Annotated in this window: 23 protein-coding genes and 1 pseudogene; 15 read left to right on the top strand and 9 right to left on the bottom strand. The window is 64.9% G+C overall.

Annotated features, from left to right (window positions below):
• The first annotated feature begins 54 nt into the window (after positions 1 to 54).
• The 3 genes from ACTAQI_RS14015 (at position 55) to ACTAQI_RS14025 (ending at position 2,556) form a co-directional block, all read left to right on the top strand.
• Positions 55 to 1,158: a histidinol-phosphate transaminase gene (locus ACTAQI_RS14015; RefSeq protein ID WP_457946664.1), complete on the top strand. Its 1,104-nt coding sequence runs from the start codon at positions 55 to 57 to the stop codon at positions 1,156 to 1,158.
• A gap of 53 nt (positions 1,159 to 1,211) precedes the next feature.
• The gene (locus ACTAQI_RS14020) at positions 1,212 to 1,844 is read left to right on the top strand and encodes a YitT family protein (protein WP_457946666.1); all 633 of its coding nucleotides are present in this window, start codon (positions 1,212 to 1,214) and stop codon (positions 1,842 to 1,844) included.
• 70 nt (positions 1,845 to 1,914) lie between these two features.
• A complete protein-coding gene (locus ACTAQI_RS14025; RefSeq protein WP_457946668.1) occupies positions 1,915 to 2,556 on the top strand; it encodes an NADPH-dependent F420 reductase in 642 nt (213 codons plus the stop codon).
• Between the two features lie 90 nt (positions 2,557 to 2,646).
• Here the strand turns inward: ACTAQI_RS14025 and ACTAQI_RS14030 are convergent, their stop codons facing one another.
• A complete protein-coding gene (locus ACTAQI_RS14030; RefSeq protein ID WP_457946670.1) occupies positions 2,647 to 3,561 on the bottom strand; it encodes a hypothetical protein in 915 nt (304 codons plus the stop codon).
• A gap of 156 nt (positions 3,562 to 3,717) precedes the next feature.
• Between ACTAQI_RS14030 and ACTAQI_RS14035 the strand changes: the two genes are divergently transcribed.
• Positions 3,718 to 4,068, top strand: a complete 351-nt coding sequence (locus ACTAQI_RS14035) for a hypothetical protein (RefSeq protein WP_457946672.1) — start codon at positions 3,718 to 3,720, stop codon at positions 4,066 to 4,068.
• A 65-nt stretch (positions 4,069 to 4,133) separates the two neighbouring features.
• On the opposite strand, the gene ACTAQI_RS14040 is transcribed toward ACTAQI_RS14035, so the two are convergent.
• Both ACTAQI_RS14040 and ACTAQI_RS14045 read right to left on the bottom strand, forming a co-directional pair.
• Positions 4,134 to 5,066, bottom strand: a complete 933-nt coding sequence (locus ACTAQI_RS14040) for a threonine/serine dehydratase (protein WP_457946673.1) — start codon at positions 5,064 to 5,066, stop codon at positions 4,134 to 4,136.
• Positions 5,067 to 5,068: 2 nt separating this feature from the next.
• Positions 5,069 to 5,332 carry a hypothetical protein gene (locus ACTAQI_RS14045; protein WP_457946674.1) on the bottom strand — a complete coding sequence of 88 codons (264 nt, stop codon included), beginning with the start codon at positions 5,330 to 5,332 and terminating at the stop codon, positions 5,069 to 5,071.
• A gap of 230 nt (positions 5,333 to 5,562) precedes the next feature.
• Between ACTAQI_RS14045 and ACTAQI_RS14050 the strand changes: the two genes are divergently transcribed.
• Both ACTAQI_RS14050 and ACTAQI_RS14055 read left to right on the top strand, forming a co-directional pair.
• Complete coding sequence (locus ACTAQI_RS14050) at positions 5,563 to 6,147, top strand: thymidylate kinase (protein ID WP_457946675.1); 585 nt, start codon at positions 5,563 to 5,565, stop codon at positions 6,145 to 6,147.
• Between the two features lie 107 nt (positions 6,148 to 6,254).
• Positions 6,255 to 7,742, top strand: coding sequence for a cation:dicarboxylate symporter family transporter (locus ACTAQI_RS14055; protein ID WP_457946677.1), 1,488 nt, complete (start codon positions 6,255 to 6,257; stop codon positions 7,740 to 7,742).
• Positions 7,743 to 7,831: 89 nt separating this feature from the next.
• Here the strand turns inward: ACTAQI_RS14055 and ACTAQI_RS14060 are convergent, their stop codons facing one another.
• Both ACTAQI_RS14060 and ACTAQI_RS14065 read right to left on the bottom strand, forming a co-directional pair.
• Entirely contained in the window at positions 7,832 to 8,713 is an 882-nt protein-coding gene (locus ACTAQI_RS14060) for a hypothetical protein (protein ID WP_457946678.1), read from the bottom strand.
• Positions 8,714 to 8,829: 116 nt separating this feature from the next.
• Complete coding sequence (locus ACTAQI_RS14065) at positions 8,830 to 9,597, bottom strand: IclR family transcriptional regulator (RefSeq protein WP_457946680.1); 768 nt, start codon at positions 9,595 to 9,597, stop codon at positions 8,830 to 8,832.
• 242 nt (positions 9,598 to 9,839) lie between these two features.
• On the opposite strand from ACTAQI_RS14065, the gene ACTAQI_RS14070 reads away from it, so the two are divergent.
• From ACTAQI_RS14070 to ACTAQI_RS14080, 3 genes and pseudogenes are all read left to right on the top strand, one after another.
• Complete coding sequence (locus ACTAQI_RS14070) at positions 9,840 to 11,135, top strand: MFS transporter (protein ID WP_457946681.1); 1,296 nt, start codon at positions 9,840 to 9,842, stop codon at positions 11,133 to 11,135.
• Positions 11,136 to 11,193: 58 nt separating this feature from the next.
• Positions 11,194 to 12,393: an N-acetylglucosamine-6-phosphate deacetylase gene (locus ACTAQI_RS14075; RefSeq protein WP_457946682.1), complete on the top strand. Its 1,200-nt coding sequence runs from the start codon at positions 11,194 to 11,196 to the stop codon at positions 12,391 to 12,393.
• 95 nt (positions 12,394 to 12,488) lie between these two features.
• Positions 12,489 to 14,000 (top strand): annotated as a pseudogene (locus tag ACTAQI_RS14080) (DUF222 domain-containing protein).
• Between the two features lie 85 nt (positions 14,001 to 14,085).
• Here the strand turns inward: ACTAQI_RS14080 and ACTAQI_RS14085 are convergent.
• The 3 genes from ACTAQI_RS14085 to ACTAQI_RS14095 all read right to left on the bottom strand — a co-directional run bounded on the left by ACTAQI_RS14085 (position 14,086) and on the right by ACTAQI_RS14095 (position 16,340).
• Positions 14,086 to 14,913, bottom strand: a complete 828-nt coding sequence (locus ACTAQI_RS14085; protein WP_457946684.1) for an MBL fold metallo-hydrolase — start codon at positions 14,911 to 14,913, stop codon at positions 14,086 to 14,088.
• 155 nt (positions 14,914 to 15,068) lie between these two features.
• Positions 15,069 to 15,947 (bottom strand): Rieske 2Fe-2S domain-containing protein, encoded by an 879-nt coding sequence (locus ACTAQI_RS14090; protein ID WP_457946685.1) that lies wholly within the window; start codon positions 15,945 to 15,947, stop codon positions 15,069 to 15,071.
• 93 nt (positions 15,948 to 16,040) lie between these two features.
• Positions 16,041 to 16,340 carry a putative quinol monooxygenase gene (locus ACTAQI_RS14095; RefSeq protein ID WP_457946686.1) on the bottom strand — a complete coding sequence of 100 codons (300 nt, stop codon included), beginning with the start codon at positions 16,338 to 16,340 and terminating at the stop codon, positions 16,041 to 16,043.
• Between the two features lie 427 nt (positions 16,341 to 16,767).
• Between ACTAQI_RS14095 and ACTAQI_RS14100 the strand changes: the two genes are divergently transcribed.
• Positions 16,768 to 17,157, top strand: coding sequence for a hypothetical protein (locus ACTAQI_RS14100; RefSeq protein WP_457946687.1), 390 nt, complete (start codon positions 16,768 to 16,770; stop codon positions 17,155 to 17,157).
• 94 nt (positions 17,158 to 17,251) lie between these two features.
• On the opposite strand, the gene ACTAQI_RS14105 is transcribed toward ACTAQI_RS14100, so the two are convergent.
• The gene (locus ACTAQI_RS14105) at positions 17,252 to 18,271 is read right to left on the bottom strand and encodes an Lrp/AsnC family transcriptional regulator (protein ID WP_457946688.1); all 1,020 of its coding nucleotides are present in this window, start codon (positions 18,269 to 18,271) and stop codon (positions 17,252 to 17,254) included.
• 137 nt (positions 18,272 to 18,408) lie between these two features.
• Between ACTAQI_RS14105 and ACTAQI_RS14110 the strand changes: the two genes are divergently transcribed.
• The 5 genes from ACTAQI_RS14110 (at position 18,409) to ACTAQI_RS14130 (ending at position 24,641) form a co-directional block, all read left to right on the top strand.
• Positions 18,409 to 19,665 (top strand): M20 metallopeptidase family protein, encoded by a 1,257-nt coding sequence (locus ACTAQI_RS14110; RefSeq protein ID WP_457946689.1) that lies wholly within the window; start codon positions 18,409 to 18,411, stop codon positions 19,663 to 19,665.
• A 69-nt stretch (positions 19,666 to 19,734) separates the two neighbouring features.
• Entirely contained in the window at positions 19,735 to 21,024 is a 1,290-nt protein-coding gene (locus tag ACTAQI_RS14115; RefSeq protein ID WP_457946690.1) for an MFS transporter, read from the top strand.
• 440 nt (positions 21,025 to 21,464) lie between these two features.
• Positions 21,465 to 22,415 (top strand): hypothetical protein, encoded by a 951-nt coding sequence (locus ACTAQI_RS14120; protein ID WP_457946691.1) that lies wholly within the window; start codon positions 21,465 to 21,467, stop codon positions 22,413 to 22,415.
• Positions 22,396 to 23,394, top strand: a complete 999-nt coding sequence (locus tag ACTAQI_RS14125; RefSeq protein WP_457946692.1) for a JmjC domain-containing protein — start codon at positions 22,396 to 22,398, stop codon at positions 23,392 to 23,394. The genes ACTAQI_RS14120 and ACTAQI_RS14125 overlap by 20 nt, the downstream gene beginning before the upstream one ends.
• On the top strand, positions 23,394 to 24,641 hold the full coding sequence (locus tag ACTAQI_RS14130; protein WP_457951063.1) for an MFS transporter: 1,248 nt from the start codon (positions 23,394 to 23,396) through the stop codon (positions 24,639 to 24,641). Before ACTAQI_RS14125 ends, ACTAQI_RS14130 begins: the two co-directional genes overlap by 1 nt.

Below are 24,641 nucleotides of genomic sequence, written 5' to 3' on the forward strand. Positions count from 1 at the left end.
GATCTGTCCTGCACGTTTCCGTCCTGTTGCGCAGACGTCCTGAAGTCCCGCACCATGCTGTGCATGACCAGCACCCTTCCCGAAGCCGCAGCCCCAGAGGTCCGTGCCGCCGTCGCCCAGCTTCCCGCCTATGTGGCCGGCAAGAGCGCCCAGTCGGACCTCACGGCCGCACTTGCTTCGAACGAAAGCCACTTCACTCCCCTGCCATCCGTGATCACAGCGATTTCAGCTGAAGCAGGGAAGATCCACCGGTACCCCAGCATGGGCGCGGTGGAGGCACGGGAAGCGATCGCCGGGCATTTCGGCGTCACTGCGGACGAAGTTGCCGCCGGGCCGGGCAGCTCGGGGGTGCTGCAGCAGATCATTTCGACCGTTTGCGGGCACGGCGACGAGGTGGTGTACGCCTGGCGGTCCTTCGAGGCCTATCCCATCCTGGTGGCGGTGGCCGGCGCCGTTTCGGTCCCCGTGCCGCTGCTGGCGGACGAGCACCACGATCTTGCCGCAATGGCAGCAGCCATCACGGCCCGCACCCGGCTGGTGATCCTGTGCTCGCCCAACAACCCCACCGGCGTCTCCATCAGCCCGGCCGCACTGGAAGAATTCCTGAAGTCCGTACCGCCGCGGGTTCTGGTGGTACTCGATGAGGCCTACATCGAATTCCAGCGCGGGCCCGGTGTCGACTCGATGGGCTTCTACCGCCGCTACCCCAACCTCTGCATCCTGCGGACCTTCTCCAAGGCGTACGGGCTGGCAGGCCTGCGGATCGGCTACGCGATTGCCCGGCCGGAGATCGCCGAAGGCCTCCGGCGCACAGCCGTTCCGTTCGGCGTCAACAGGATGGCCCAGGCCGCCGCCGTGGCGTCGCTTGCTGCCGGGGACGAGATCCTCGAACGGACCGAGGCAGTGGTGCAGGAACGCAGCCGCGTCATCGGAATCCTCCGCGGGTACGGCTGGGACGTCCCGGACAGCCAGGCCAACTTCTACTGGCTCCGCGCCTCCGATGGGCTGCGGATGCAGCTCCTCGACGCGTTGTCCCAGGCCGACATCCTGGCCCGGGGCTACGCCGTTGACGGGGTCCGTATCACCCTGGCGGATGCGGCCACCAATGACCGGGTACTCGCCGTCCTGGCGGACCGCGAGCGGTTTGCTGCCCTGTGAGTACCGACGTAACTGCCCCGACCGCCGCAACCAGCGCCGACCCAGCCATGCACATGGAAGGCCCGACGGCGGCACCTTCAGCGCCGCCGTCGGCCGTCCGTCATTCCATGCTTGAGGACGTCCTGGGCATCCTCACGGGAACCTTCGCGGCCTCGCTGGGGCTGTTCCTCCTCAAGTCGAGCGGGGCCGTCACTGGGGGCACCGCAGGCCTGGCGCTGCTGCTCAGCTACTCGGTCGCGCTGCCGTTCGGCGTCATCTTCTTCACGGTGAACCTGCCGTTCTTCGCGCTTGCGGTCTGGAAGAAAGGCTGGAACTTCGCACTCCGCACGGGCGCCGCGATCACCCTGGTGTCCCTCATGGCCAGCCTGCACCCGGCTGCCCTTGGGTCGCTGCACCTTGACCCGGTGTATGGCGTGCTGGGCGGGAACCTGCTCGCCGGCGTCGGCCTCCTGATCCTGTTCCGGCACCAGTCCAGCCTGGGCGGCTTCAACATCCTTGCCCTGATCCTGCAGGAGAAGCTGAACTGGCGCGCCGGGTATGTGCAGATGGTGCTGGACGTGGCCATCGTCCTGGCATCGCTTGTCCTCGTTTCGCCGCTGATGGTGCTGCTGTCCGCTGCCGGCGCCACCCTCCTGAACCTCATCCTTGCACTGAACCACCGGCCCGGGCGGTACCTCGGAAAGTAGGCATGTACCCGGCCTTTTATTCCCCACAGCCACCTGAAATATCTGCGCCGAGGCCGGTGTTGCCGCCCATATGACAACAATCGGAATCATCGGTGCAGGACATATTGGAAGCCAGGTTGCACGGAAGGCCGTGGAGCTTGGCTACGACGTAGTGATCAGCAACTCCCGCGGGCCGGAGACCCTCCAGGACCTGGTGGCGGAGCTTGGCCCGAAGGCACGCGCGGCAACAGCAGCTGAAGCGGCAGCCGCCGGCGACTTCGCCGTGGTCACGGTGCCGCTGAAGAACTACAAGGACGTCCCGGCTGAGCCCCTGGCCGGCAAGATTGTGATCGATACGAACAACTACTACTGGGAGCGGGACGGCAGGATTCCGGCCCTGGACAACGGCGAGGCCACCACCTCGGGGCTGCTGCAGGAGCACCTGCCCCAGTCCAAGGTGGCCAAGGGGTTCAACCACATCATGGCCGCGGACATCACCACTGACGGGTCACCCGCCGGCACCGAAGACCGTCGCGCCCTGGCCACCGCCAGCGATTACCCGGAAGCTGCCGAACTGGTGACCCGCCTCTACGACGAATTCGGATTCGACACCGTCAATGTGGGACCGCTCTCCGAGAGCTGGCGCGTGGAGCGGGACCGTCCGGCCTACGTGAAGCGCCAGACCGCCGGCCAGCTGAAGGACAACCTGGCCAAGGCGCCGCGGACCCTCTGAGCCGCAGTACCCGTTTCACCCGCGCAAACAAGAAATTGGCTGGCAGTCGCTACTGCCAGCCAATTTCTTGTTTACTGCGCCACTGCGGCGCTACTTCCGGGCCGATACCAGCACCACTTCGAACGGGCTGGGCGGCTGGTTGAACTGGGCGTTCACGGCCGCCAGGGTGTTCCCGAACAGGGCAACGGTGGTGGGGACATTGAATGCGTCGCTCTTGATGGTGTTCTCCACCTCGCCGGAGGACAGGTCGCTGGACAAATCGACGCGCGCTATCTGGTTCAGCTGGTTCTGGACCGCCCAGAGGGTGTCACCGCGCACCAGGATGCCGTCCACGAAAGGAACGCTGACACCTTCAATTGCCGCGCTCTCCCCGGTTTCCGGGTTGACCGTGTACACCGCGCTATCGGCTGTGTGCGCCACAATCAGCACCTTGCCGTCATGTGCCGAGGCAATGCCGTTGAGGTTGAAGCCCGGGGTGAGGTCCGCTGCCGGGCCGCTCAGTTTCAGGGTTTTCACCATGCCCAGTTCGCCGTCTTCTCCCACGGGCAGGAAGTAGAGTTCCGCCGCGGACGAGTTGGTGAACCAGGCGCCCTCACTGGTGAGCGTGACGTCATTGATGAATCCCTTGGCCAGGTCAAAGTCGGCAACGGGTTTTCCGGTGTCGGTGTTGTAGACGAATGCCTTGCCGGTGCCGCCGCCTGCCACGAACAGCAGGTCATTGCAGGTATCGGCCTTCATTCCGACGGCGGCGCGCCCCTCGGGCGCGTGGATGAAGCGGGTGGCGGTGCCTTTGCGGATGTCACCGCGGAAGATGTCGCCGGTAGTGAGCTCCCCGGCATAGAAAGTCTTGCCCTCCCCTGCCGCGATGCCCTCGGCGGAGGTGGCGCCGTCGAGCACTATCTCCCCTGTTGGGGGCCCGGCCTGCGCCGGAAGGGCTGTGGGGAGGAGCAGTGAAAGTAGGGCGACAAGTCCTGCTGCGGCACGGCGGCGTACTGTTCGGCGCATGCTGGATCCTTAGTATGGGTTGATGCGCGCGGGGCCCATCTGCGGAAGCTCCGCACGATTGGTACTGCCAGTTTAGGCGCAGGTATTTGGCATGCGAAGGCATCCGGCTACCCAATCTGCTTACAATCGAAACCTCTGACCACTACCGAGGGACCCATGAAGAAATTCGCCACAGCCCTGTTTGCCGCCGGCCTCATCGCCTCCGCTACGGCGTGCACCGCCACACACCAACTGACCACCGCTGAAACCTGCGAGCGGATCCAGGCCGTTGTGTCGAACCCCGCCAACAACGCCGGCAAGACGGGCATGAACAACCTCGCCAACCAGATCCGCCCCATCCACGCCGTTGCCTCGGATGACCTCAAGCCCGCCCTCGCCTCGATCCTCGCGTACACGGACGAACAGGCCAAGGAAAACCCGGACAAGGACAAGCTGGCCGATCTGCAGTCGGGCTACCAGGAAGCCGGCAGCACCTACAGCAAGTTCTGCGGCCAGGCCGGCGGCTAGACACTTCGTTGAGGGGACCGGCCGCCTGTGGGACAGGCGGCCGGTCTTTTTTCGCGTCCGGGTGCCTAGAGCGTGGCCGGATCCGTGTTGGCGCCGCAAAGGATGACGGCAACGCGTTCATCCCTTCCCGGCACATACGCGCCGGAGGTCAACGCAGCGTAGGCGGCCGCGGCGCCGTGTTCCACCACCATCCGGTAGTCGTTCCACAGCGCGGAACGGGCTTGGATAATGTCCGCGTCCCTGACCAGGACGCTTTCGACGCCGCAGCGGACCGCCACGGAAAACGCGATGTCGCCTGCGCGCCGGGCACCCAGGGAATCGGCTGCGATGCCCGATACCGCGACATCCACCGGCTCACCGGCAGCCAGGGCAGCGTGCAGGGTGGGCGCGGTATCGGGTTCCACGGCCACAACTTTGGCAAAGCCTTCGACGGCGGCGGCTACTCCTGCCATCAGGCCGCCACCTCCCACTGCCACCAGGACAGTGTCCACATCCGGCACCTGCTCCAGCAGCTCGGAACCCACGGTTCCGGCACCCGCGGCGATTTCGGGCTGGTCGTAGGCGTGGCAGTAGACCGCGCCGGTCTCCTCTGCATGAGCCACGGCGGCCTGGTAGGCGGCCGCGTACTCGGCACCGCCCTGGACCACCGTGGCGCCGATGGCCCTGAGCTTGCTGACCTTGACGGCCGGCGCGGCTTCAGGAACGAAGACGGTTGCGGGTACCCCAAGCTGCTTCGCCGCATAGGCGTTGGCCAGACCCGCGTTCCCGCCGGAGGCCACTACTATGCCCACGTCTGCCCGCAGTTCGCCGCGCTCCTTGCTGGCCAGGATCCGGTTGAGTGCGCCCCGGGCTTTGAACGTGCCGGTGTGCTGCATGAACTCGCACTTGAACCAGACCGGGCCGTTGAACATGCCGGGGTCCGCCTGCATGACCGGCGTCCTGCGAATGAGGCCGGCGGTCCGGCGCGCCGCCTGGTCGATATCGGCGTGGCTGATCATGCCTAGACTTCGCCGTCCCAGGTGCCCGGCTCCTCCAGCGCCTCTTCCGGCTTGTGCTCCCGGGCAGCTTCTTCGCCCCCCACGTAGGACGCCGGCACAGTTCCGGCGGCATGGGTCTGCTGTTCTTCACGGATGTTCGCCGCGCCCGGCTGTTCCGGGTGCTGGCCGGCCTGCGGTGCCTTTTTGGCTTCGTCCTTGGCCTCGTCCGGGTCGCCCGGACCGCGGAGGTCTGCGGTGTTCTGGGGATCGTCGCTTGAAACGGTCATGGTCCTGCCTTTCACCTTGGGAACTGCTGTGCCGGATCGGGGAACTCCCGCCCGGCCTCCAGCCTACGGTCTGGAGGTAATCGCCGGCCCGTTCCCACGCGATTTCCAGCAGGGTTGCGTGACGGCCAGCTCCGATGGGAGTCCAGTCCTGTTTCCGGGCTGTGAATTGCGCCAGGGCCGGGACGTTGAGCCTGCACCGGGCGTTAAACGGAGCGGCGGAAGGAGGCAGGATGATCATTGTGCTGACGGGCATCGACGGCTCGGGGAAGTCGACGGCGGCCCGCGCCCTGGTTTCGTCGGTGCGGGCCCAGGGCGGCAGGGCGCTGCTCTTGAGCAACCATGCAGGCCGGCGGGTCATGTCCCTCCTCGCTGAACGGCTGGGAGTGCGGCTGCCCGCCCGGGTGGCGGACGCCGTCGAAACCGTTCTTCGGGTGGGCAACGTGCTGGTCTCGCACCTGCGCGCCAGCCGGTTCGACGGCCTGGTGGTCATGGACCGGCACCTCCACTGCCAGCTGGCACTGCGGCGCGCGAAGGGCCTTCCCCGCGGCCGCCTCCTTCCCTGGCTGCTGGCCCGCCTGCCCCAGCCGGAAGCCGTCTTCCACCTGGACCTGGACCACGCGGAGGCGCACCGGAGAATCCTTGCCCGCGGAACAGATTCCGAGAGCCTCGCCCACCTCGCCGCCTTCGACGCGGGATACCGGGAACTGCCGGAGTACGGGCGTTTTATGCGGGTTGATGCAACCGTCCCCGCCAATGAGGTGGCCGCAGAGCTGGCGTCACGGCTGGCCAGCGTCCCAGTCACAAAACCCAATTGACATTCCGCATTGTGGAAACTCATTTTCCTCTTGCGGAATTAGTGTGACGAGGATTACTTTGGAAATGGCCCCGTACACGGGCTGCTCCCAATTGATAGGCAAGGTCAATGAAGATCCCAAACCCTGAGGCACTGAAGGCGAGTTCGGTGCCCGCGAAGAGGAAGCCACTGTACAAGTCGCTCTTCTTCCAGATTCTGATCGCCGTCGTGGCAGGTGTCCTCATCGGGCATTTCTGGCCGGACCTCGGCTCCCAACTGAGGCCGCTCGGGGATGGCTTCATCAAGCTCATCAAGATGATCATCGCGCCGCTGATCTTCCTGGTGATCGTTACCGGAATTTCGGCCGTAGGCGACGTCAAGGCGGTTGGAAGGGTTGGCGTCAAGGCGCTGCTCTACTTCACGGCAGCAACGCTGTTTGCCCTGGTTTTTGGGCTGATCGTGGGAAATATCGTCCAGCCCGGGGCCGGCCTCAACATCGATCCGTCAACGCTGTCCCAGGCGGATCTGGACGCAAAGACCGGGACTGCGGTGCCCAAAGATGCCGCATCCTTCATCCTCGACATCATCCCCGCCAGCGTCATTGGGGCGTTCGCCAGTAACAGCCTCCTGCAGGTCCTCTTCTTCTCCGTCTTCTTTGGTGCTGCCATCGTAGTGATTGGGCGCGAGAAGTGCCTGCCGGTCATCAACGTCATGGAAACCGTCCTGGAACTGATCTTCAAGATCATGGCCTGGATCATGAAGGTTGCCCCGCTCGGCGCATTTGGCGCCATGGCGTTCATCATCGGCCAGTACGGACTGGATACCCTAAGCACCTACGCCGTCCTGATCGCAGCATGCTACGGCGCAGCATTGGTCTTCATCGGCCTGCTTTTCATCGTGGCGTGGGGGTTTGCCCGCGTGCCGCTGTGGCAGTTCCTGAAGTACACCCGGGAGGAATTCCTCCTGGCCCTGGGCACGGCGTCAACCGAGGCAGTGATGCCCAGGATCATGACCAAGCTGACCAATGCGGGCTGCTCCCGCGCCACAACGGGCCTGGTGGTTCCCACCGGATACTCGTTCAACCTCGACGGAGCGGCGATCTACCTCTCGATCTCCCTGCTGTTCCTGGCCCAGGCCTTTGGCCACCATCTTGACCTCGGCCAGCAACTGGCGGCCCTGGGCGTGCTGCTGCTGACCTCCAAGGGTATGGCCGGGGTCCCCGGATCGTCGTTCCTGGCCCTTTCGGCCACGGCCGCTGCGCTGGGCATCTTCCCAGTGGCCGGCGTGGCGCTCCTCCTCGGAGCAGACCGGCTCATGGACTCAATGCGCGTGGTGGTCAACCTGCTGGGCAACTGCGTGGCTACCTTCATTGTCTCCAAATGGGAGGGCCAGTTCGACCACAGCGTCATGGTCCGGGCCTTCAAGGGTGAGATCACCAACCATGACTCGGCCATCCTGCTGGGCAAGGAAGAGGATTTTGAGGGGCAGGAGCTGCAACGGCTCACCGAGGGCCAGGACCCCTCGCCGAAGTTCCGCGGCGCCCCCACCAGGGATGTCGTCTCAGAGCTTCCGGCAGATGACACTGCCCGCGTCGGATTGAGCGGTAAAACGAAGTAGGTTCCCGGCCACCTGCGGGACCTAAAACGGGGCGGTCCAGGACTCTATAGTCCTGGGCCGCCCCGGTTTAGTTACGGGAGTAGTTGCCGCTACCGCGAGGCGCTCGGAGAGGCCGACGACGAAGCGCCGCTGCCCGAGGACATGGTCGCCGACGACGTGGATGAGGCAGTTGACGAGGCCGAACTGCTCGGCGAGGACGTGCCTGCTGAACCGGACGAACGGGTGGAGGACGGGCTGGAAGTTGCGCCGCCGCCGTCGGCCTTCTTCAACACGTCGTTGATGAGGCCCTCAAGTTCCTTCTGGTCCTTGTCGCCCAGGTCGGTGCCGCTCTTGGTGGCCACCACCAGCAGGCGCCCCTGGGCAGCGGAAACCTGCATCAGCTTCTGCTGGTTGTCCCCGCTGCGGGTGCTGACGGTGGCGAACGTCTTATCCGCGTCAGTGTCCGCCTGAAGCTCCTGGCTGGAAACGTCGTACTTCTGGCCCAGTGCGGAGACCGAGAACTTTGCGCACTGATCCATCTTGCTGCTGATGTCGCTCAGCGTCTTGACGGCGTCGGGACCGTCGCTGCCGGACTGGGCAGACAGGGTGCGCGGCTGGTTACCCTCGGAAAGCGCCACGGCCACGTCACCGTTTTCAACCTTGTCCAGCAGGCCTGCGGTGGCGATATCCTTGCAGTCCTTGGGGTCGATGGTTGCCGTACTCATGAGCAGGTTGGCGATGTTTCCACCCTGGCTGACCTGCTCCTTCGAGTAGAGCTTGAGCTCGTTGCCATCGGCGTCCTTCATGCCCGAGATGAGGTCGCGGAGCTGGTCTTCCGAATACACCTTGGCGGCGGCGGTCTGGCTGGCCGAGGCTGTCGCAGACGTAGTTGCCGTGCCTGACGGGCTGGCAGTGCCGCCGCCCCCTCCGGAGCAGCCGGCCAACGCCAGCATCGCCGCAGTCACTACTCCAAGCGCAGAAACTTTTCGCATCAGGTTACCCTCCGAAATAGACAGCATACTTAGCACTTCCACTGTAGAGGTTCCCACTGGGAGTGAAAAATAACGTGCGGGACATTTGCGGGTGCCGGGCTTTTTCAGCCCTGCCCTCATCCAGGCTCCTGCTGCTGCGGGTGCCGCCATGCTCCGCTGGCTTTCGCCTGGTGGCCAAGGCTCCGGGAGATGGCGCGGGCGGCCGCGCGGACCAGGGGCACCAACTCGTGGGCCGGTGTTTCAGCGTCCGGGACCACGATAGACAGTGCGGCAACCACTTCGCCGTCGGCCCCGTGGATGGGTGCGGCAACGGAGACAGTGCGGGAGGGGCGGCTTCTACGGACTACCGCGACGCCGGACTGCTTTACATTTGCCAGGACAGCGCGGAGCCTTTCGACTGGAAGGGTTCCCGGGCCTGCTTCAGGTTCGGGGGGCCGGGCCAGCAGCTCGTGCAACAGTTCCGGACCGGCATGGGCAAGCAGGACCTGCCCGACGGCGGTGGTCCGCAACGGCATGCGTCCTCCAACGCGGTAGGCCACCTCAGTTGCGGTGCGGGAAGAGAGCCTGTCGATCAGAACCGCGTCCTTGCCTTCAAGGACTGAGAGCAGCACGTGATGCCTTGTCACCTCATACAGGTCTTCAAGGTAGGGCAGTGCGATCTGCCGGACCCCGTGGCCGCGCGGCGAAAGCGACGCGATTTCCCAAAGGCGCACTCCCACCACGTAGCGGCCGTCTTCGAGGCGTTCCAGCGCTCCCCACTCGGTCAGGTGCCGCACCAACCGGAGGGCAGTGGCGGGGGCGAGTCCAGCCATGCGGGACAGTTCGGACAGATTCAACGCCCTGCGCTGTTCGGTGAACTGGGCCAGCAGGCTAAGGGCCCGCACCACGACGGGCTGCCCCGGCAGCCCAGGGGCGGCAGCTGAAGGCGCGGATCGCGCCCTGCCCGGTCCGGACACCTACGTCTCCATCTGTTGTCTCCTATCAAGGCTCGTCGATGTGGACTGCGCCAAGAAGAGGAGTTTCACTGAGTGAAAAGACGGCTCACAAGGCTGTTGCCGGGGGCCAAGCTGGTGGACGTCCCCGCCGGCGGGTTGCCTGCGGTTCCCTGACCCGATTGGAATCAAAGATGACCTCCAATGCCTCCCGTAAGTCCCTTGCAGGCATCTTCGTGCTGTGCTGGCTCGGCCTGCTCGCCGACGGCTATGACCTCTATGTCTACGGCGCCACCCTTCCGGCCCTGATCGGCCAGCCCCCTTTCAACGCCACCCCTGCAACCGCCGGTGCCGTCGGTTCTTTAGCGCTGGTAGGAATGCTGCTTGGCTCGCTCATCGTGGGAACCCTGACGGACCGGCTGGGCCGCCGCCGAATCTTCGTCAGCGCCCTGGCTTTGTTTTCTCTGGCCATGCTGGCCTGTGCCCTGGCACCAACGTGGGAGGTCTTCGCGGCTTGCCGGTTCATCGCCTGTTTCGGTGTAGGTGGCCTGCTTCCTACCGCGGTGGCCCTCACCAACGAGTTCGCTCCGCCCGGCAGGAAGTCACTGGTCCTGGGAGCCGTCCTCACCGGACCGGCAACGGGAACTGTGGCCGCCTCCCTAACATCGCTTGCCCTGCTCGAATCCAGTGGCTTCCGCCCGGTTTACGCTATCGGTGCCGCCGGAATCCTTCTAACGCCCTTCGCATGGTTCCTGATGCCAGAGTCGCCGTCGTTCCTGCGAGCCCAGCTCCGTTCGGCCGAGGCGGACCGCGTTGAAGCGGCCTACGGCCTTCCGCAGACTTCAGAGATTTCCGCCGCCGTGAAGGTGTCCCCCACGCGTGCCCTTTTCGCCGACGCCACCGCCGGGACCACCGTCCTGCTGTGGGCCATCACCGCCCTGAGCCTGCTGACTATCTTTGGCGTCAGCACCTGGCTGCCTCAGATCATGCGGACCGCCGGGTTCGGCGTCGGATCCTCCGTGTCATTCCTGCTGGCCTACTCCGTAGGTGCAGTGGTGGGCACGGTGCTCGCATCTGTCGCCAGCCAAAAGTTCGGTCCAAGGCCGCTGGTAGTGGTGGGCTTCACCAGTGCGGCGGCTGCCCTGGTTCTAATGTCCCTCAATCCGCCCGCCGCGCTCATGGCGGTGCTCGCCGCCGTCGCCGGCTTTGGCGGCCTGGGCACGCAAAACATGATCAACGACTACATTGCACAGTTCTACCCTGCCGCCACGCGGGCAACAGGACTGGGCTGGGCACTTGCCGTCGGGCGCATAGGAGCCATCGCAGGCCCAACCTATGGAGCCTTGCTGGTGAGCTTCGGAGGTGGCGTCCCCGCGGCCGCCACGGCGTTCGCGGCACCCGCATTGCTCGGTGCCTTACTCATGCTTGCCCTGCGGACCAATGCCCTGCGCGGGCCTGCCCTGGCCCAGGACGCAGAACTGGTGGGCTGACTCGCCGACTTCTGGGTGCGCCCCTGTGGAATAATCCGTGGCGGGAGGCGAGTGAACCGTGAACAGCGAGTTGGTCCTCCGCGGGCGGATTGTCTCCGCCACCTTGGACGTTCCGGACGGTGTTGTAGCGGTCGACGGCGGCCTGGTCACCTTTGCCGGGCCAGCGTCCGAATTCCCGGGGGTTCTTCCGCACAGCGTTCCGGCCGGCAGGATTCTCTTGCCGGGCCTGGTGGACCTGCACTGCCATGGGGCGTCCGGTTCTGACTTCTCCGAAGGCGACCTGGCGGGTGCTGCCCGTGCCATCCGCTACCTGCACCGCCGCGGGACCACCACCCTGCTCGCCAGCCTGGTGACGGGCAAGCCGGCAAACCTGGTGCGCACCCTTGAAATGCTGAAGGAGCTGGCAGACCAGGGATTGATTGCCGGCTCGCATCTAGAAGGACCTTTCCTCTCCGGCCAGCAGTGCGGCGCCCACGATCCCGCACTGCTGCTGGAACCCGATCCCGACCTGCTGGCCCAGCTGCTGGCGGCGGCAGGACCCTCCCTTACATCCATGACGCTGGCAGCGGAACTTCCGGGCGCCCTGGAATCGGTTGATCAACTCACCGCCCGCGGCATCATTCCTTCCTTGGGGCACACCGCAGCAGACCATACGACGGCGGCTGCTTTCCTTGCGCGCGCGGCTGCCGGCCTGGGTTCTGCGGTTGATTCATCCGGCGGGACACGCCCCACGGTTACGCACCTATTCAATGCGATGCCTCCTCTGCACCACCGCTCCCCCGGCCCTGTTTCGGCCAGCCTCAGTGCGGCAAGGGCTGGAAAGGCGGTGCTGGAGCTGATTGCCGACGGTGTGCACCTGGCCGCGGAAACTGTGAAGTTGGTATTCGACCTGGTGGGTGCGGAGAACATCGCCCTGGTTACCGATTCGATGGCCGCCACTGGCCTGGATGACGGGCAATACCGGCTGGGTTCGCTCTCTGTGACAGTAAACGAAGGCGTGGCCCGTGTGGACGGCACGGGGGCCATTGCCGGCGGAACCAGTACGTTGCTTGACGTTGTCCGAACCACTGTTGCTGCCGGTGTTCCGCTGCGCCATGCCGTAACTTCCGCCACCGCCGTCCCCGCCGCCGTGCTGGGTCTTTCAACAAAGGCAGGCGACCTGCGTCCCGGGATGCCTGCCGACGTCGTGCTGGTTGATCACGACCTGAACCTGGCGGGCGTGCTGCGCAGGGGTGCCTGGGAATCCGCACCAAGCTGAGTGCCTGGCTGCGGCTTCTCCCAGCCGCCCCCGAAATTGTCAGTGCCTCGTTGGATGATGTTTCCATGGGAATCAGCAGCGGTGGCGGGGTGGCTATGGCGGGTGTTCGCGCCTCTGTTGCTGCCCTCGATGCGCTGGACCGTGAGGACGCTTTCCTGGCTGCCGGGGCAGGTGTCAGTGCTGATGTGGATGTGTTGCAGCGGCGGTATGAAATCCGGCTCGAGCGGCTCGAGGTCTCGTCCGGCTAAGGGCGCAGCTTGCCGCTGGGGAAGCCCAGGACGCGGTGGAGTGCATCGGGTTCCAGCAGGCCATGCTCGCCCCGGACGCGCCGGTGCATGAACGCACGTATGCGGAGATGTCAGCGGTGGAGGAGATCGCGGGGGTCCTGACCATCAGCTCCGGCGCTGCCGGGGCGTTCGTGGAGCAGTCCCGCCAAGTGTGTTCCCTGCCGCCGGTGACGGACGCTTTGGCCGCCGGGACCATTTCCTGGCAGCACGCGAAAATTGTTGCCGACGAAACCGAGGGCCTCACCCCGGCCGGTGCCGCCGCCCTGGCGGTGCACTTCTTCGACCCCGGTGCGCCCGACCCCGCCCGCGGCGCAGCCCCCGGCGAACTCGTTCCCTCCAGGTTCCGCGCCAAGGTCCGCGCCTGGCGGGAACGCCACCACCCCGAGACCCTTGAGAAGCGCCACGCCAAAGGCGTCGCGGACCGGCGGATGGAATACACCCCGGACCGGGACGGCATGGCCTGGATCTCCCTCTACCTCCCCGGCGACACCGCGTGTGCCATCTGGAACCGCAGCACCGCCATCGCCCGAGGCCTCCAAGGCCCCGGGCGAAACCCGCACCCTCACCCAGCTCCGCCCCGACATCGCAGCATCACTACTCCTCGGCACCGGAACCACTGCGGGCCACGCTAACCGAAGCACCGGTGAGATAGGCAAAGTCCCCACCCCGCGGGCCGATGTCCTGGTCACCGTGCCGGTCTGCTCCCTGCTCGGCCTGACCGACGAGCCCGCGGTACTGGACGGGCTCGGCCCCATCCCGGCATCGATGGCACGGCGGCTGGTCGCCGACGGGGCGGAGTCGTTCTACCGGGTCCTCGTCGACCCCCGCGACGGCGCGCCACTCGAGATCGGCCGGAAGAATTACCGGTTACCCGAGACCATCAAACGCTGGATCCGGATGCGCGACGGCAAGTGCACCTTCCCCGGCTGCAGCAACCGCACCCTGGACAACGAAACTGACCACCTTACGGCCTGGGAACACGGTGGAACCACCGGCACCAGCAACCTGGCACAGCTCTGCCCAAAACACCACCGGCTCAAACACGCCCGGCCCTGGCTCCCCACCCCAGCGGCGAAGAACGAGCCTCCCGGCTGGACCTCACCCGCAGGCCGCCACTACAAAGCCGAACACCCCGACCCCCAACCAACCCACTGGCCGCAATGGCTCACGCCCGCAGCAACCCTGGGAGAAGACCCCGGACTGGAAGAACTCCCCCAATGGGAACCAGACAACGACACCCTCATAGACCTCAACGACCTCTCACCAGAAGACCCCGCATGGGCAGAATTCTTCACAAAACCCTTCGTGCTATCCGGCTAACGCCCCCTCGCCCTGCCCCTGACACCACCATTTCGCCCGGCGGGATGACTGGGCACCCAGAGCGCGTAGGGAGAACTGCGCCTGGCTAAACCGCCGTAGGTGAACCCCCAGGCCGGCGTCGAAGTGAGGTCAGTTGCGGGCGCTCCCTGGTGGCCAAGGCCCTAAGCCGGGGAACAACTCCCATAGCCAAAGGTGGCCCATGACCGGGCGCCAGCAGCCGGGGGCCCAACTCCGCCAGGCGCACAGCCGAGTCCATGGACAGCTTCCAGTTCCACGTGGTGAACCTGGGCGGCCCGGACAAATCCGGCACCCCGAACAGGATGCCGCGGATGGAATTCATTTTGACCGTTACAACCGCATCGCCAGTGATCAAGACCCCGTCGCTGGAGCGCCAATACGCTACATGTCCGGCAGTATGGCCGGGCGTGGGAACGGCAGCCCAATCGGGTAAACCCGGCACCTTTCCGTCTCGAGGGAGGCTCTGCACCACGTCGGTGATGTCGCCTGCTGCTTCGATCCGTCGGCGTGCACGGGCCGGCAGGGACCACAGGAACGGTGCGATAATCCACCGGTCCAACGGCATGGAAAACTCAGGAACATACCTCCCCGCCGCCATAGGCAGGTCCGCCTGGTGGACATACACCGGGATGTCCCAAAGCCGCGCAAGGGCACCAGCAGAGCCAGAGTGGTCCGGATGGATGTGCGTCAGGAAGATGGCGGCGGGCGCGCTCCCGGGCCCGAGTATCTTCTCAACCGCCCCAAGGACCGGTTCCGCGTTGCCCGCCCAACCGCAGTCAACCATCGCCCAAGTGCTACCGGACCTGACCAGATAGAGGTTGGAGGCCATCGGCCCCGTGCCGGCGGTCACAAGCACAACGCCGGCAGCAATCTCCTGCGGTTCCGAAACGCGCATCACCGTACAGTCACACCGCCGGGCACACGCTCAACGTGCAGAACTAATCCAATGCACTGAAGCGAGGAGTGCCGGGACGGTTTCACACCACTGAACCTCGCCATGGACCCAGTTTTCCGCCAGCCAACACTGCCCGGTAGGGCCGAATGTCCTCTCTATCCGTCCGCCCCGGGCAGGCATACTTCCACCAGTTCCCCCGTAACGCGCGTCTCGAAAACCGGCTGCCGGGACGTGGCGGGGCCGGCCTTGACTTCGCCCGTCCGCAGCGCAAAAGTGCTCCGGTGCCACGGGCAGACGACGCACGCTTCCCCGCCTACGTCCTTGATCTTGCCTTCGTGCAGCGGCCCGGAAAGGTGGCTGCAGACGTCGGACAGCACGTTAACGGTGTCGCCCTCGCGGTGGACCAGTAGCGGGATGCCGCCCACGTCGCGCTTGTGGAGGCCGCCCTCGGGCAGTTCGGCCAGCGGTGCCAAAGGGTGCCAGCCGGACGGGAAGCGGTGTGGAATTTCCTCGCTGTGATTGACCCCCGCGGCCTGGCGGTAAGTGAGGTGTCCGCCAAGGAAGCCGCCGGCACTCACCGTGGCGAGCCCCAGGTACGCAAGCACCTTGCCGCTGCCCTGGCTGCCCCTTGCCCGCTGCACCAACGACGCAATGTAGAGGCTCGTTGCGGTGACATTGGCCGCCGCGTGCACCAGGCCCACCCGCTGCTGCTGCGGGTGCAGCTGCGACCAGTCCGTGAACCCGGCCAGTGCAGAGGGAAGCACGCTCGCGGTGCCCACGCCGATCAACAACCGGGCAGCCTTCTCGCCCCCGGGAAGGGCATCAAGCACCCCGGCGGACAGCCAGGCGCCGATTGGCACCTGGACGGCAAGCGGGTGCACCGGGTGGCCGATGGGAACGCCGTGCAGGATGTCCCGGGCCCAGCGGGCCGGGATGATCTTCTTAACGGCTTTCCGGACGCTCTTGGCCAGCGGGTCAAGCCATTCGGCTTCCTCGAGGCGGGTGACAAGCTCAAGTGCGGGCAACGGTTTCATGTGTCCTCCCTTACCCCAATCACCGGGATCCACTCGTCACAGAACACCCTGTTTAGGGAGCAGTTGTTGGGGCAGGCTCCCTCCGGCGCAGAATCACTGCAGCGGTGAACCCAGGACCGTGAACCGGTGGCCTCCCATCTCGCCTGACAGCAGCGGCATGGCCTCGGCGATCGCGGCCCTGGTGCTCGCCAGCTGCAGGGACGACTGGTGCGCCTCCGCGGATTCCCAAAGTTCGGAAACAAAGACTGTGTCCGGCATGTCATCGTTGATGCCCACTTCATACATGAGGCAGCCTGCTTCCTTCATCCCCGGCTTGGGACGGAGCAGGATGGCCACGAGTGCGTCGCGTTGGCCGGGCTTGGTTCCGAGCATTCCCAGGTTGGCAAAAGTCATAGGGACAGTGTGCAGCAGAGGCTGGCGGTCGGGAAGGAGCCGGCAGGAAACCGCATGCGCGACGGGCGCCGCAAATAACGCAGCGGCCTACCCCTTGATAAGCCGGCAGGCAGGGTACTTGCAACCCTTGGCGCGCCCTGGACACAGGCGGATGATTAAACCACCAGATCCCAGTCAACGAAAGATTTGGAGTCGAAAGCGCCCGCTCGACGGACGCGCTGTTTGAAAGAATGCAGGCAGACTGCTGCCGCCACACTGATCCACCTCAACACGCTCATCGATGACGGCCTCAGGCTGCCCACAAAGGTTAATCGCACCCTTTGAGGAGCAACAGGAGATGTCCAACAATTCAATAAGCCGCCCAACCCGTGCAAAGGCTGCCTTAGTTCCGGTCCTTTCACTGGGTTTGCTCGGGGTTTCCCTCGCAATGGCTGTACCGGCCCAAGCCGAAACCAGCAAGTACGGCTGCACCGTCGACCCGCGGGATCCGAAGGATCTCCGCGGCAACAAGGTCGACTTCAGGATCAAGGTGGACTGCAACGGCGAAAAGACCGTACAGATCCGCCAATTGCGCTACGAAGACGATCGTGGTCCGCGACGCACGGACGACTTCCTTGGCAAGACAGTCTTCACCGAGATGTTTGAACGCCACGACAGTTCACGGACCATAAGCAGCATTGACCGCGTGCCCAACCTTGACCGCAGGGGCGCAGAAGAGGTCTACCAGCTCGTCTCATTCCGTGTTGAGAACAACGGCGGACACTGGTCAGACTGGACCCCCTGGGAGAAGAGCGCCGTAGTGGAAGTCCACCGCTAAGGGAACAGACCCCCAGGATCCGCATGGGGAGGCACCAGGGGCAGGGCCCCTGGCGCCTCCCCATGTCCGGCACGCGGCCATGTCTTCATCCATATCACTCTGCGGCACCAAGACTGCCGGCATGCACCACGGCGCCACTCGCCGTCGTATCTTCCTTCAGCATCCAGCCCACCCGCTTGACCGTCCGCAGCATCACCGCGCTCTCCACGATGTCGATCCCGGGCACCTTCTGCTGCAGTGCAAGCTCGGCGGACATGACGTCCGCCAGCGTGTGCAGCCACATGATGATCACGAAATTGGTGGGTCCGGTAGTGGAGGCACTCAGCCGGACATTGCTGATGGTGCGGATCTCGGCTGCTGCTGCCTCATGCTGGCCCGCCGGGACGTTCACGAACCACTGGCACGTCACCGGGAACGATGAATAGCGCTGGGCGATTTCGCAGCGGAAAGACAGGATGCCGCTGGCCAGCACCCGGTTCAACTGGCGCTGCACCGTGGCCGGATGGCGGCCGAGGGCGCGGGCAATATCGGCCGCAGTGGCCCGTCCGTCCCGCGCCAGGAACGGCAGCAGGTCAAGGTGGCTCTGCGGCAGCTGGGCCGCCGGCGCTGACTCCTGTCCAGCCTGGGGCGCAAGCGTCCGGAGCGTAGCCAACTGGGAACGGTTCAGGACATTCAGCCGCCAGTCGTCCCCGCTGCTGTGCAGGCGGGTGCACAGGGCCACCTGGTACTTGGTGAGCCCCTCAACTGCCTTCAGCCGGGAAACGATCTTCTCGCTGAATTCCTCCAGCGAGCGCGTGATGACGGTCAGCATGAGGTCACGGTTGCTGGCGGCCTCCTCGACCGTGACGATCTCCGGGACCGCAGCAAGCTCCGCTGTGACGCTGTCCCGCCGGTTCATCTCGCAGTCAACGGCCACGTAGGCCAGGAGCATCTGCTTTGGGTCTCCCGCCAGGTGGGCCGTCACCCACGCCGCTCCGCTTGAGGTAAGACGTTCCCAGCGGGCGGCCAGCGTGGTTGGATGCACATCCAGCACTTTCGCAGCATCAGCCCAACCAAGCCGGGGCGAGGATTGCAGCACCTGGATCAGGGCAAGATCGTCCTCGCTGAGCTCCACCGAAGCCTCCTTCGTTCTTGCATGAATCCTGCTGTAAACCGGCAGTTGAAGAATAATTCCAGCGCTTTCCAGAAGTGTGAACCACGCCACTTCAGAATAGTCCACAAGCCCTGATGCCGATTGCCAAGGAGTTACGCGTGCCCATTACCGATGACGCCAAAGACCTGCAGGAGGATCTGGTCCGCCTGCGCCACGATCTTCACCGGCAACCGGAAATCGGGCTCCACCTCCCGCGCACCCAGGAGAAGGTCCTCGAGGCGCTGGACGGGCTCCCCTTCGAGATCACCCTGGGCAAAGAGACGACGTCGGTCACCGCGGTCCTTCGTGGCGGCCGCCAAGGCGCCGGTCAACGGAGCGCCGGGCAGCCGGGCGGCGACGACAACCAGGCCCGGCCGGCCATCCTACTCCGCGCCGACATGGACGGGCTGCCCGTCCAGGAGAAGACCGGTGTGGACTTCACCTCACAGGCCGACGGCGCCATGCACGCCTGCGGCCACGACCTGCACACCTCAATGCTCGCCGGAGCCGCCACCCTCCTGGCCGAGAAGAGGCACCAGCTGCAGGGCGACGTCGTCCTCATGTTCCAGCCGGGCGAGGAAGGCTGTGACGGGGCCAGCTACATGCTCCGCGAAGGCGTCCTGGACGCCGCCGGACCCCGCGTCCAGGCAGCCTACGGAATGCACGTCTTCTCCGCACTGGAACCGCACGGCACCTTCTGCACCAAGCCCGGCGTCATGCTCAGCGCCTCCGACGGCCTGGAAGTCACGGTGCTCGGCGCCGGCGGCCACGGTTCCGCACCGCACTCTGCGAAGGATCCCGTCACAGTGGCCGCGGAGATGGTGACGGCACTGCAGGTGATGGTCACCCGGCAGTTCAACATGTTCGACCCCGTGGTCCTGTCCGTCGGAGTTCTGCACGCCGGCACCAAGCGGAACGTCATCCCCGAGTCGGCCCGCATCGAGGCCACCATTCGGACGTTCTCTGAAGCATCGCGCCTGAAGATGATGGACGCCGTGCCGCGCCTCCTCAAGGGGATCGCGGCCGCCCACGGGGTGGACGTCGCCGTCGACTACCTCCAGGAGTATCCCCTCACCATCACCAGCGAGGACGAAACACACACCGCCGAAAAGGTGATCACCGGGCTCTTCGGCGAGCACCGCCTGGCACGTTGGGCAACCCCGCTCAGCGGCTCGGAGGACTTTTCGCGGGTGCTGGCCGAGGTGCCCGGCACCTTCGTGGGCCTCAGCGCCGTGGCCCCGGGCGGTGACCCGGACGCCTCCCCGTTCAACCACTCACCGTACGCGACGTTCGATGACGCCGTGCTGGCTGACGGGGCCGCGCTCTATGCGGAACTCGCCATCTCCCGGCTGGCCGCACTCTCCCAAACATCCTGAAAAAAATCCTCAAACCGGCAGCAGCGCCGCTGCCTCCTCTCCCAGACCCAACCGACCAGGAAGAAGACCATGTCCGTTGCAGCAACCAAGGCACAGACTGGACGCATGTCCACCGCCAAGACCGTCATCGGCACCGGCATCGGCAACGCCGTTGAGTGGTACGACTGGGCCATCTACGCCACGTTTACCCCCTTCATCGCCAACCAGCTGTTCAGCAAGGAGGACCCGGCGTCGGCAGTGTTGTCCACCCTGGCGATCTTCGCCGTCGGCTTCGTCGCCCGGCCCTTCGGCGGTTTCCTCTTCGGCTGGATCGGCGACCGGGTAGGCCGCAAGACGTCGATGACCTTCGCCGTCGGCCTCGCGTCGCTGGGCAGCCTGATGATCGGCGTCGCACCCACCTTCGCCAGCGTCGGGGCGTTCGCTTCCCTCATGCTGCTGGTGGCCCGGCTGGTGCAGGGCCTGGCGCACGGCGGCGAGCTGCCGTCGTCGCAAACGTACCTGTCCGAGATGGCACCCAAGGAGCACCGCGGCTTCTGGGCCACTCTGATCTACACGTCCGGGACTGTGGGCATCTTGTTTGGCACCCTGCTGGGCGCCGTCCTGAACATGGCGCTGAGCACGGAGGCAATGAACGCGTGGGGCTGGCGGGTACCGTTCCTGATCGGTGCGGCGATGGGCCTGTATGCGCTGATCATGCGGTCGCGGCTGCACGAAACCGACGCGTTCCAGGGCGAAGCAACCACCGAAAAGCGCGCCCCCATCTGGCCGCAGATTGTCCGTTACCGTAAGCAGGCGCTGCAGGTGATCGGGCTGACGGTGGGCCTCACGGTGATCTACTACATTTGGGGGGTCGTGGCTCCGAGCTATGCCACCACCGCCTTGAAGATCGACCGCGGCGAAGCACTCTGGGCCGGGGTAATCGCCAATATCGTGTTCATCGCCGCGCTGCCGGTCTGGGGCAAGCTGTCGGACCGGATCGGCCGCAAGAAGGTTCTCTGGGCCGGTGCCATCGGCTCCGCCGTGCTGCACTTCCCCATGACCTGGCTGCTGAAGGATTCCGCCTGGCAGCTGGCGGTCAGCATGTCCGTGATGCTGATTTTCGTGGCGGCGAGCGCCGCAATCGTGCCCGCGGTCTACGCCGAGCTGTTCCCGACGTCGATCCGCACCGTTGGCGTGGGCGTCCCGTACTCCATCTGCGTGGCAGTGTTCGGCGGCACCGCGCCCTACCTGCAGCAGTGGCTGGGGTCCTCGCTTGGCGCACCGCAGGTGTTCAACATCTACGCGGTGGCGCTCCTGGTGGTCAGCGCTGCGTTCGTCTTCACCATCCCTGAGACCAAGGGCAAGGACCTTACGCATTAGGCCGCCGGCAGCCACGTCAGGCAGCTGAGTTTCGACCATCCCCTGGGCCCAGCCCAGGGGATGGTCGCCGTTAAGGGAGTTGGACGAGCCGGGGCGGGCCATTTCCCACAACCCGCCTTGCTGTACTTTCCTGCATCCAGCGTTCAGCGCCAGTCAAATTTGACTTGACAATTCAGTCATAGTGTTTACTGCCAGATTAAATAAATCAATTTGACAAACTGGTATATAAGGCCGGTATTCTCGCAGGGGTAATGTATCTGCCGAAAAAAGGGGGAAAATGGAAAACGAAACCACTGTAGGCGACGTTGATTCATTGTTTGAGGTTGTTGTTGAAGAGGCGCCCGTCGTCTCTCCTCGGCAGGACGTAGGCCACTAACCGAATGGTGGGTTCCGGGCTTGCGTCCGGAACCCACCAGACCGTGCAGAACCATTGGGGAGTTTTGAGCCTTACAGACGAACTCAGGGTTGCGATCGACAGTGCCCTGACCTCTCAAAAAGCCGAGCCTCGGTACCGCGTGTTCAGGGACGGCAACCTTGACTACCGCGCTTGCGCGGACGTGGCCAAGCAGTGGCGGCAGGACGCCGGAAAGCCCCAGGACCAGTTGCGGGAGATTGCCGGGAGCGGCTCCGTACTGGCCCTCAACGACGTTGCTGCGTGGAACGACGGCATCCGTCGGCACCTCCTTGAAGACCAGCGGATTCTTCCCCCCGCAGTTTCCGGCGGCAATATCGAAGCTACCGACGTCTACGCGTTCATTTCGGCCGGTCCGGGCTGGACAGCTTTCGGGGCCCACGTTGATTTTGAGCACTCGATCATCCTGGATGCCGACGGAGCCGGGCGGGATGTCCTGACGTGGCCCGAGGGTGCGCAGTACGGGCAGAGAATGAACGAGGCAAAGTCCTTCTTCGGTATCTCCTTCGATTGGGAAAAGTACGCCGGAGAATCGACGCGCAACCGGCTCAAGCCTGGAGAGGTCGCCGTCATACGGTCCAGGCAGCCGCATATCTTCCACGCCAACGGACCCGGCCTGTTCCTGGGCATCAGCACCGAGGGGCAGAACGGGACGGGGGCGGGGTCCCCCATATCCCAGCTGGCCGCCGGCAAGGCATGGGTCCCCAAGCACGATTCAGCCCTCGTTCAGGCAATCATGACCTCACCAATTCCGCCGCCAATTAGTCTTTCGGCGAAGTCGGGAATTCACCATTCCAGCACAGGAATACACTTTCACGGCAATTCTGTGGCATTGTCGGCCCAAGAACACCGGATTGTCGAGTCTCAGACAATTGCGGGCATCGTTGCCTCCTACGGAACCGGTTCAAGCCCCGCCGTCCGCGCCCTTACCGCCAAGCTCGTTATGATCGGAGCAGCAATTGTCCCAACAGGTTCGTGAAAAAGATGAGCTCCTCGGGGCCCTCGATGACTTAGGCCTAGTCCACGACGGCGGCACGTACACCTCGCTGCGCCAGGCCCTCACCCCGGAAACATGTTCGCGGCTCGCTGGCGTCTTCTTCAAAGCCTTGGGCAACGTCGGCACGTCCCGGTTCTCGGTGCGCGTCATCCACGCAGGAAAAGATCTTCATCCGGCCCAATTCCTTGAAAGCCGCACCGGCGATGGCCTGATTGACCATGTGACCGTCAAGGACCGGGTCCTGCACCATTACCTGGAGCAGGGCGCAACGGTGGTTTTCGACCATGTGAACGACCACGTACCGTTTGTGCAGGCCATCCAGGACAGGGTTGAAGCCCTGACGGGGTCAAAGTGCTGGGTACAGTGCTACATCACCCAGGCCTCGAGCTCCGCTTTTGACATGCACCGGGACGATCACGCCTTCGTGATCGTCCAACTAGTCGGCAGTAAGGAGTGGCGCCACGCTGTCGAAACGGTACACGCGCCCGAGGCCACAGTGTACTCACCGGGGACGTTGTCTTTTTACCCCAAGGGAACTCCGCATGATGTCCACGGCCTCGGTGAAATCTCCATGCACCTCACCATCGCGTTTGAAGGATTCGACGGCCAGAGGTTCCAGGAACTTCCCGAGCAGAGCGCTGAAGCATTGATCGTCCGCCGCCGCGGGTCGGGGCTGCCTTACTCCATCAATACCGCTCTCATCAGCGAGGAGACGCCGGCACGCCTGGCGGTGAGCCACGTCCCTGACAAAGCGGAAAATTCGGCAGCCCTCCACATATGGTCCGGCGCCGGCAAACTCGCCGTCCCGGCAAAATTCGAAACGCTCCTCCACCATCTGGCAAGGCAACCTGCGCTGACGCCGACGCAGGCGGCAGAGTGGTCCGGCATCGGCCTTGGCGAGATCATGAATTTCTGGACCTTCGGGTTCAAGAACGGTCTTCTCCACAATCCGGCGCAGTGATGCTGCCAAAGCTGCTGCAGACTGCCGAACCGTTCAGGATCCACGGATTTCCCCGGCTCTTCTTTGCCACCTTCGTCTCAGGACTGGGCGGATCCCTCGTCCCCATTGCCTTCGCCCTGGAGAGCCACAGGATCGAGCCATCCGGCTGGGGACTTACAGTTGTGTTGCTCTCGCTGTGGTCCGGCCGGTTTGCAGGGATGTTCATCGTCCAGCGGAGCCGGCCCGCCCGCAATCCGCTGCGCGTCATGATCTTCTCGGACCTTGCACGCTTCGCCGCGCAGGCGGGCCTGCTGGCCTGGCTGCTCATCACGGGAAGCGGGGGAACGCCGGGCGAGACCATCACCGCACTGTCCATCTCATCGGGGATCTATGGCGTGGCCCTGGCCTTTTTCCAGCCGGCACGGTTCACGGCAATTCCTCGCCTGATCCCGGTTGCGCACCGGGGCCAGGTCAACGCCTGGCTTTCCGTTCTCGGCGATGCCTTCGCCATCATCGGGCCGCTCATGGGCTCGCTGATCTTCCTGTCGTTTGGGTTCCAAGCCATCCTGCTGATCGACGCGGCCGGATTCCTGCTGGGCATCGCCGTCCTCTCCGGCATCCGCCTGTCCGCCGGTTCCGGCGTACCGGCTGCCTCCTCCGAGGCGCCGTCCCCGGCCAAGCCCAGTCCCGGCCTGCCGCCAGGGACCAACATAGGGCTGCTGACATGGCTGTTTGTGGCCCTGACGATCGGTTTTCTGGGAACCGCCGGACCCACCCTTGTGATTGAGCAGAACTCGCCGGCAACCTGGGCAGTCACGGCGGCGTTCATGGCCGCCGGATCCCTGCTCGGTTCAGCATCATCCTTGATCGGGGTCCTTCGGAAAGTACCGTGGAAGTACCTGCACCTGTTGTGCTGCGCGGGTATCGCGGGCCAACTGCTCTGCTTCCTGTTTGTCCCCGTTCCAGCGCTGCTCTGGGCCGCGGGGTTCCTGGGGGCTGCACTGACCACGGCATCCGGGATCCATTGGGACACGTTGGGCCAGTCCCTGGGGGATGAACCGGAAGTGCACGCGTTTGCCGCGCGTGACCAGATCGTCAACACCGTGGGAGTCCCCGCAGGCATGTTGCTGTTCGGTGTTGCCGGCGCTTCAGGAGCCACGCTGTTCATTGTGGTAGCCGTTGCGGGCACCGTGGCGCTGATGGGCCTGCTGATCGTCTTTACCCGGCAACCGACGGTTGGGGAGGTCCATCCCGTCCCCGCGGGATGA

This window comes from Pseudarthrobacter sp. alpha12b, from assembly GCF_054130495.1.